Genomic DNA, 7,335 nt, shown 5'->3' on the forward strand with positions numbered 1-7,335 from the left:
ACTTTTTTGGGATTATTGGTTCTCCAAATGTTTATTTATTTTTTCTAGAACTGTCATAAATAAATAATTTACGAGTATCAAAGGTAGTCTTATGGTAAATTGTATTATATAATTTTCTTTTTGGATGAGCCCAACCCATACCAGGTTTACCATAGTTGGGGATAATAGCTCTTTTTATGGCCCTTGTTGCTCTTCCCTTTGTTCTGGCAGAGATTGACCTTCTTAAACTAGGCTTTCTAAAACCAATTTTAATCATTACCTATTCTTCTCCTTAATCTTCCCATTTACATAAGGTGTAGCCTTGGTTAATAGCCCTTTTTAATGATATTTTGGTTATGTTTCCATGTGCTCTTCGAAGACCACGGCAACTCGGATTAAAATGATATCTTCTTCCCGAATTAGGAGCTATATAGACTTTACGTACATTGCGCTTGGCGGCACCTTTTTGCTTTTTTTGTTTTCTTTTTGCAGCTGACTTTCTTTTGCGAGCAGCTTTTCTTCTTTTAACAGTTACTTTTTCAGTAACTGCTTTTTTTGCATTACTTTTTACTACTTTTGTTGATTTTGCAATAACCGTTTGTTGTGCATCTTGTATACCTGTGTTGCCAGACACAAAATTAGTGAAAAAAGTTATGAAAACCACTACAAAGCAAACCATATCTTTTTATAAAAAGGTTTTTTATTCTGCATATTTTACCTCCCAAATAAAATAATTAGTTCCTTAATATAATCATATCGCATATAGAAATAAAAAGTGCAAGTTTTTATATAAATGTATATAATAGAAATCATATATATTAAAGTGAAAAAATGTTTGGAAACAAAATCTTGATTTTCATTTAAGTAATACTTGTGTAATAACCAAGGGGAGAAGATTATGAGTATAGGACCTTTGTCAGAGTGGGTTACTGCAGCTGCAGAAATTGCTGCTGTATGTGTTGCTTTATTTTTACCTGTTTATGATAAAAAGCAGGAAAAACGTAAAAAGACACGCAATATGAAGGCAATTTTTAGATTTTTAATTAGAAAAGCACTAGACGAAAAAGATACGTCAAATTTAGAATCTTACTTTAAAATAAGTTATTTGGTGATTGATAGTAATGACGATAAACAGATTTATTCAATAGTGCAACGTGCAATTGAAATTTTAAATGATAAAGATATTATGCAGGATAAAAAAGAAACAGATGTTGAGCAACTGCTGGAATATCTTAAATAAAAAATACCTGTTTCAACGTAATAAAGGATCAGTAAAAGCCAGTATTTTAGGTTAACAAAAAGGCATTGAGTATATTACTCAGTGCCTTTTTAATATGTTATTTTTATTGTACTTATATTATTGATTTGCAATTTTTCAAAACTAATTATTGAGTACAGGTAGCTTTAGTCAAGCTAAATATTTAATTTCTGAGGCTTTGATGAAATCTCCTCCTTCAGCTGCAACTTTATAAAATAATTCTGCTTTATTATTATCAGAACTAGTCATCTTTACAACCTTTGATATTCTGATTTCATCTCCTTTTTGACCAGGATGTCGCATTACTTTACCATCTTTATCATGATATTGAATCATTAAAAAACTGTTATTGAGTGCTAATATTTAGTTTCTTTAATATCGTCTTCTGGCCGGTGCTCTTGAATCCGAATTAGCTTCCAGGTAAAATCACTTGCAGGCACATCCTTTAAGGTGATGCTCAATTCGTCATCAGTAAAAGTGAAATCCAGCTCAGTCCTATTCTCAATCATTTCGATGCGATTAGGATTGTCGGACAGACCCAGAATTTTTAGCGTTTCTGGCAGTGGCTGCTTGATAAAAATATATTTTTGATAAGGCATGTGCCTATTCTGGAGTACGAAACCGTTATTGTCTTCTACATTGCTAATTTTAAGCGCGCAGGGTTCGCTTTCATTAAAAGCATGGCCAAAAAGATGCATCCAGTTGTTGATTTGCTTAAGCATTTCTTCAGTTTCAGAAGACAACTTATCATTATCTGTGACCGGAATATTAATTATCGTATTTTGCCCATCTTTACGATTGGCTACAAGCTTTGCAATTGGATCCGCTGGGACTAAATCACAACTTTCTTGGATAGTTTCTGCATCGACCAAAGCAATAGTATATTTTGCACAAGCTTTTTCAAAGTCAGTTTGATGAGCGTCAACGCTGACAGCCCGGGCTCCAATATTGCGAGCAGTTTTAACTAAAAAATCAGCGTCTACATCTTTTGCGCTTTTTAGTTTAAAATTTAATACGATGGCAAAATCAGGATTCATTGATTTCTCTCCTTCAGTAAATATTATTAATAAGTTTAACCCAAAAGGTGGTAAAGATGAAAATTATTATTTCACCAGCAATGAAAATGACAGTTGATAATGATTCTTTTTCTGCAAGGACGCACCCACAATTTTTAGCTCAAGCTCAAGAATTAGCCGCTTTTCTAAAAAAATGCAGTTTTAACGAATTACAAAAAATTTGGCAATCTAGTGAGCGTACAACTAAAGAAGGTCAAAGACAAATTCAAACTCTAAACTTGAGTCAAAAAGATGGCTTAACTCCTGCGATTATTTCCTATTCTGGCATTCAATATCAATATATGGCTCCCGACCTGTTCACTAAACCCGCCTTGTCTTATTTGCAAGAGAACGTCCGTATATTATCAGGTCTGTACGGTGTTTTGCGGCCTTTTGATGGTGTATGGCCTTACAGACTGGAAATGAAAAATAGAGTAGAGGGTTTTAAGCAGCCAAATTTATACCGATTTTGGGGCACGACAATCGCTGATAACCTTTTTGATGAAGATCAGATACTCATTAATTTGGCTTCTAAAGAATATTCGCGCAATGTTACTCCATACGTTAAGAATGGCAGGCAGATGATTACTGTTGATTTTCAAGAAAGGAAAAATGGTCAGTGGAAAACAGTTGGGGTGCATGCCAAGATGGCTCGCGGAGAAATGGTGCGCTATATTGCTGAAAACCAATTAACTGAACCTGAGCAACTACAGGACTTTCATGATTTTGGTTTTGTGTTTGAGCCGAAAGTTAGTACTGATGACACTTATGTTTTCAGGACAAAGTTCGATTTTAAACGGCGCTAAAAATTAAGATATAGAAATGTGAGGTTATTATGGAAATTGTTTTTGTTCGCCATGGTCAGACGGATTTAAATAAAACTGGTCGTATTCAAGGCTCGGTTTTTGATCATGATTTAGATAAGACTGGTCGTGCATGTGCTGAAAGAGCTGCTGCGAATTTCGATCCTGCGGGATTTGATGTGGTTTTTTCAAGTCCTTTAAAGAGATCTTTGACAACCGCTGAAATTTTTACTAAAGGACAAAAAGAAATAAAAATTGATCAAAGGCTAACGGAAATTAATTTTGGCGAATGGGACGGTCATTTTCTTTCAGAGCTGGGGCAAAAATATCCTGATGCCATTGATCCGTGGGGCAAGGCTGCAGCTGACTATATTAAATATGCTCCAAGTGGCGAATCTTTTGCAGCATTGGATCAAAGGTGTGGCAGTTTTTTAGATGATATGAAAAAGAATTATTTGACTAAAAAAGTGCTTGTATTTTGCCATGGTACTTTAATTAGAATGATGTTTGCCCACTATTTTACGCATGGTAACATGAAGTATTTTGAAACCATGGATAATTGTGCTTTAGCAAAAGTTTCTTATCTTAATGGTATTCCCCGGGTAAATTATTATAACCGTATTTTAACTTTTGAATAGCGTACTAAGCCTCATTGAGAGGCTTTTTTTATAAAAAATTATGCGAGCAATATAATTGACCACTAAAAATAAATGAACTATTATTTTTATAAAGTGACACTGTGTCACTTACGACAAAAGGAGATGATTTGGAAAATGGCTAATTCAACTTTTATTAACTTGCCTGCTGGTAAAAAGAAAAAAATTGAAAGTGCGTTGTTAAAAGAATTCAGCAGCTATCCTTTGGCAAAAGCACAAGTAGCGCGAATAGTGAAAGAAACAGGCATCGCACGCGGGACTTTTTACAAATATTTTATTGATTTAGAAGATGCATACCATTATATGTATGAATTAGCTCTAAAAAGTATTCATTTACCCATAAAAATAAAAGCGCAGTTTGATGCACAACAATATTATGTCAATGTTGTGCATTTTATTGAAGAAATGCAGACAAGTACATATGCGGGATTAATAAAAATGCATATCTTGTATAACGAAAGTTCACCTGGTCATCCTTTTACACCAAAAATACTAGCTGGATTAGATCCGCAGAACTGGAGTGCAATGGTGCTGAGTCATGCCACCATTCGCTTGGTATTAGCAAATCCAGATCAAAAATCAGCACTTATGACTCGCTTTAAGGCGAGCTTGGAACTTTTAAACAAAGGAAAGAATTAATGTTTTTAGCAATTAAAGAAATAAAAAGAGAGAAACTACGTTATGGCTTAATAATTTTAATGATTTTTTTGATTAGTTATCTCATATTTGTCTTATCTGCGCTGGCAACCGGCTTGGCCAGTGAAAATACGCAGGCATTAGAATCTTGGGATGCTCAAAAAGTAGTCTTAAATAAAAATGCTAACGTAAGCATGAATCAGTCATTTCTAACAAAAACTGATTTAAAAAAAGCAACACTGTCTAAAGATGAAGCTTTATTGGGCCAAATTCCAGTCGTAGTTAAGAAAGCCGGACGCCCCCAAATTTCAGCACAATTTATTGGAGTTAAAAAGAAACAGTTTATTTATCATGATCAGGAACTTATTGCGGGTAGAAAAGCAAAAAAGAATTATGAGGTGGCTGTTGACCAGGCATTTAAAACCAAAGGGTACAAATTGGGCGACAAGCTTGCACTTAACGGTTCAAGCAGAAAGTACAAGATTGTAGGTTTTGTTAAAAATGCGAAAATTAATATTGCTCCAATTATTTACGGGACATTGGAGTCTTGGAAAAAATTGCGGCAAGGGATGCCAACTTTAGAGGCTTCAGCTCTAATTTCTCGTAATCATAACTACAAGTATAATTATAAAGATAGCAAAACGTATCCCATTGACCAATTTATTAAAAAGCTTCCAGGATATACAGCACAAAATATGACTTTTGAATTGATGATTGGATTTTTATACATCATTTCATTAATTATAATCGCAGTTTTCCTATACATTTTGACAATGCAGAAAATGCATAACTATGCGGTCATGCGTGCTCAGGGGATTCCCAGCAGCACTTTAGTAAAAGTAACCGTTAGCCAGGCAATTATATTGGTCCTTGCTGGATTAGTCATTGGCTTGGCAGCCATGCTTGTAACAGTTAAAGTTTTACCGGCCGCAGTTCCCATCAGCTTCACGCCAAGAATCATTCTGACCGGTACAGTAGGTTTGCTGTTAACGGCAATTATCGGCAGCTTAATTCCAATCAGATCAATTTTAAAAGTAGATCCGGCACAGGCAATAGGTGAATAATATGACAATTATCGAATTAAAAAATGTTCAAAAAGTATATGGTACGGGAGCTGCACAAGTTGTTGCCCTTAAAAATATTAATTTTAAAGCCAATCTAGGTGAAGTGGTTTTGATTATGGGGCCTTCAGGAGCTGGTAAAAGTACCTTTTTAACAATAGCTGGTTCTCTGCAAAAGCCAACTGCCGGAGAAGTAATTGTTGACGGTCAGAATATTGCACACATTTCCGCAAGAGCAAGTGATCATTTGCGGTTAACGCAGCTGGGCTTTGTACTGCAGGCTTATAACTTAGTGCCATTTTTAAAAATTAAGGAGCAATTTGAACTGGTTAGCAAGGTAAAGAAAGCGGGAAATATCAGTCAAGAAAAATTGCAGGAATTATTAAAGCAGCTTGGTATCAATTCTTTACTTGATAAATATCCGAGTGAATTATCAGGCGGTCAGCAGCAACGGGCAGCAATTGCTCGTGCTCTTTACGCTAATCCGCAAATTTTGCTGGCTGATGAACCTACTGCTTCGCTTGACAGTGAAAATGTGGCAGAAGTAGGGCAATTGTTTAAAAACCTAGCGAAAAATTATAATAAGGCAGTTTTGTTGGTAACGCATGATCCAAGATTAAAGCAATATGCAGACCATATTTATGAAATGATGGATGGCAAAATAAAGCAAGAAATTTAGTTATTAAATTTAACAAATAAAAATAACAATATAAAAAATAACCATGAAAATCATTTTGATTAAAAGCGAGAAATCAACTAATCTTTTTTGATGGTTAGTAATTTTATTATTTGCAATAATCTTAGTTTAATATTAATTGTGTTATTAATTGAAAGCATTTTTTAGCTGATTAAATTTTACAGAAAAAACCTTAATTCTTTCGTGTTAGAAAAAAGTACTTTGCTCTTGACAAAGTACTTTTAAATTTACTATTCTTATTAGTGGAAAGATAATGTTATTTTTTGAGGTAAAATAACGAATGTAATTAAAAAATAGAATTATTAATGTGTTTTTTAACTGCTTAAGTAAATTACTAGGAAATAATAATTTCTTTGCTAAAATAACAAAAAAATATTTTTGAGTATATGTTTTAATTTGGTGTAATTTTTATTTTATTTATTAGCGGTATCAGTATTTTATATTACTGAGTAAAGCTATTCATGTAGAGGTATAGTAATGAATGATATCCCTGAAGATAAGACGATTGAGTTATCAACCGATTATCAAAATCATAGTATTAATATGACATTTTCAGACAATCTAACAGATGATTCTGAAAGAGGTTATATTCTTTCTGCTGCTTTCTTCTCCTATTGTGCTGCACAAGGTCTAAGCAAAGAAGAAGTAAGTAACATGGTTTCAACTTATTATGATGAGTTTTTAAACAATGAGGAATAATTAACTCATTTCAAATATTTGTCTAAATGAAGTTTTGATAGTAGTAATACTGTCTCTGGAAAACTGGTTTATATAATAGTACGTTTAAAGTTAATCAAGGAAAACCAAAATGGCTAGAAAAAAAGAAATAGGAAGAAATAAAATTTTAAGCATTGCCTATAAGATGGTTGTTAAAGATGGTATTGAGAGTTTGACTGCCCGCAATATTGCCAAGGCAGGGCATTTTTCAACGCAGCCTTTATATCTTGAATTTAACAGTATGGAAGACTTGCGCAAAGAAGTATTGCGTAAAATTGCGGACAATTTAAAGAATAATATTTTGCAAAAAAGTTATACTGGCAAGCCATTGATTGATATGGACTTATCATACATTGATTTTGCCAAGGAACAAGAAAATCTTTTTAGAGCGATGTTTGTTGACGGTAAATTTGGCAGTAAAATTATCGCCGATACATTAATTGATTTTGGTATTGAAAAATTTAGGGAGCAGT

The 7,335-nt window shown here is 33.7% G+C and carries 12 protein-coding genes; 8 read left to right on the forward strand and 4 right to left on the reverse strand.

All coding sequences use genetic code 11. The features are described from left to right. Positions 1–31: 31 nt before the first annotated feature. The gene (locus JF76_RS01185) at positions 32–256 is read right to left on the reverse strand and encodes a hypothetical protein (protein WP_244267914.1); all 225 of its coding nucleotides are present in this window, start codon (positions 254–256) and stop codon (positions 32–34) included. Between the two features lie 15 nt (positions 257–271). After that, positions 272–643: a hypothetical protein gene (locus tag JF76_RS01190; RefSeq protein WP_156962736.1), complete on the reverse strand. Its 372-nt coding sequence runs from the start codon at positions 641–643 to the stop codon at positions 272–274. A 234-nt stretch (positions 644–877) separates the two neighbouring features. On the opposite strand from JF76_RS01190, the gene JF76_RS01195 reads away from it, so the two are divergent. Beyond that, positions 878–1,219 carry a hypothetical protein gene (locus JF76_RS01195; RefSeq protein ID WP_052697040.1) on the forward strand — a complete coding sequence of 114 codons (342 nt, stop codon included), beginning with the start codon at positions 878–880 and terminating at the stop codon, positions 1,217–1,219. A gap of 168 nt (positions 1,220–1,387) precedes the next feature. Here JF76_RS01195 and JF76_RS01200 read toward each other — a convergent pair whose 3' ends face one another. Then, positions 1,388–1,573 (reverse strand): hypothetical protein, encoded by a 186-nt coding sequence (locus tag JF76_RS01200; RefSeq protein WP_045927461.1) that lies wholly within the window; start codon positions 1,571–1,573, stop codon positions 1,388–1,390. Between the two features lie 20 nt (positions 1,574–1,593). Beyond that, entirely contained in the window at positions 1,594–2,274 is a 681-nt protein-coding gene (locus JF76_RS01205) for a hypothetical protein (protein WP_045927462.1), read from the reverse strand. 56 nt (positions 2,275–2,330) lie between these two features. On the opposite strand from JF76_RS01205, the gene yaaA reads away from it, so the two are divergent. The 7 genes from yaaA to JF76_RS10375 all read left to right on the forward strand — a co-directional run. Next, complete coding sequence (yaaA, locus tag JF76_RS01210) at positions 2,331–3,098, forward strand: peroxide stress protein YaaA (RefSeq protein WP_045927463.1); 768 nt, start codon at positions 2,331–2,333, stop codon at positions 3,096–3,098. A gap of 29 nt (positions 3,099–3,127) precedes the next feature. After that, positions 3,128–3,733, forward strand: a complete 606-nt coding sequence (locus JF76_RS01215; RefSeq protein WP_045927464.1) for a histidine phosphatase family protein — start codon at positions 3,128–3,130, stop codon at positions 3,731–3,733. Between the two features lie 135 nt (positions 3,734–3,868). Further along, positions 3,869–4,390, forward strand: a complete 522-nt coding sequence (locus JF76_RS01220) for a TetR/AcrR family transcriptional regulator (protein WP_045927465.1) — start codon at positions 3,869–3,871, stop codon at positions 4,388–4,390. After that, positions 4,390–5,451, forward strand: a complete 1,062-nt coding sequence (locus tag JF76_RS01225) for an ABC transporter permease (protein WP_045927466.1) — start codon at positions 4,390–4,392, stop codon at positions 5,449–5,451. Before JF76_RS01220 ends, JF76_RS01225 begins: the two co-directional genes overlap by 1 nt. A gap of 1 nt (position 5,452) precedes the next feature. Next, positions 5,453–6,127: an ABC transporter ATP-binding protein gene (locus tag JF76_RS01230; RefSeq protein WP_045927467.1), complete on the forward strand. Its 675-nt coding sequence runs from the start codon at positions 5,453–5,455 to the stop codon at positions 6,125–6,127. A gap of 495 nt (positions 6,128–6,622) precedes the next feature. Then, positions 6,623–6,844, forward strand: a complete 222-nt coding sequence (locus tag JF76_RS01235; RefSeq protein ID WP_045927468.1) for a hypothetical protein — start codon at positions 6,623–6,625, stop codon at positions 6,842–6,844. Positions 6,845–6,953: 109 nt separating this feature from the next. Then, positions 6,954–7,335: TetR/AcrR family transcriptional regulator (locus JF76_RS10375; protein ID WP_045927469.1), on the forward strand; the 382-nt coding region annotated here is incomplete at its 3' end.

The sequence above is a fragment of the Lactobacillus kullabergensis genome (genome assembly GCF_000967195.1).
Classification (GTDB): domain Bacteria; phylum Bacillota; class Bacilli; order Lactobacillales; family Lactobacillaceae; genus Lactobacillus; species Lactobacillus kullabergensis.

Excerpts from the sequence above, each read along its gene's own strand:
- JF76_RS01185 (WP_244267914.1), bottom strand. The coding sequence starts at position 256 with ATGATTAAAATTGGTTTTAGAAAGCCTAGTTTAAGAAGGTCAATCTCT.
- JF76_RS01195 (WP_052697040.1), top strand. The coding sequence starts at position 878 with ATGAGTATAGGACCTTTGTCAGAGTGGGTTACTGCAGCTGCAGAAATT.
- JF76_RS01200 (WP_045927461.1), bottom strand. The coding sequence starts at position 1,573 with ATGATTCAATATCATGATAAAGATGGTAAAGTAATGCGACATCCTGGT.
- JF76_RS01205 (WP_045927462.1), bottom strand. The coding sequence starts at position 2,274 with ATGAATCCTGATTTTGCCATCGTATTAAATTTTAAACTAAAAAGCGCA.
- yaaA (WP_045927463.1), top strand. The coding sequence starts at position 2,331 with ATGAAAATTATTATTTCACCAGCAATGAAAATGACAGTTGATAATGAT.
- JF76_RS01215 (WP_045927464.1), top strand. The coding sequence starts at position 3,128 with ATGGAAATTGTTTTTGTTCGCCATGGTCAGACGGATTTAAATAAAACT.
- JF76_RS01220 (WP_045927465.1), top strand. The coding sequence starts at position 3,869 with ATGGCTAATTCAACTTTTATTAACTTGCCTGCTGGTAAAAAGAAAAAA.
- JF76_RS01225 (WP_045927466.1), top strand. The coding sequence starts at position 4,390 with ATGTTTTTAGCAATTAAAGAAATAAAAAGAGAGAAACTACGTTATGGC.
- JF76_RS01230 (WP_045927467.1), top strand. The coding sequence starts at position 5,453 with ATGACAATTATCGAATTAAAAAATGTTCAAAAAGTATATGGTACGGGA.
- JF76_RS01235 (WP_045927468.1), top strand. The coding sequence starts at position 6,623 with ATGAATGATATCCCTGAAGATAAGACGATTGAGTTATCAACCGATTAT.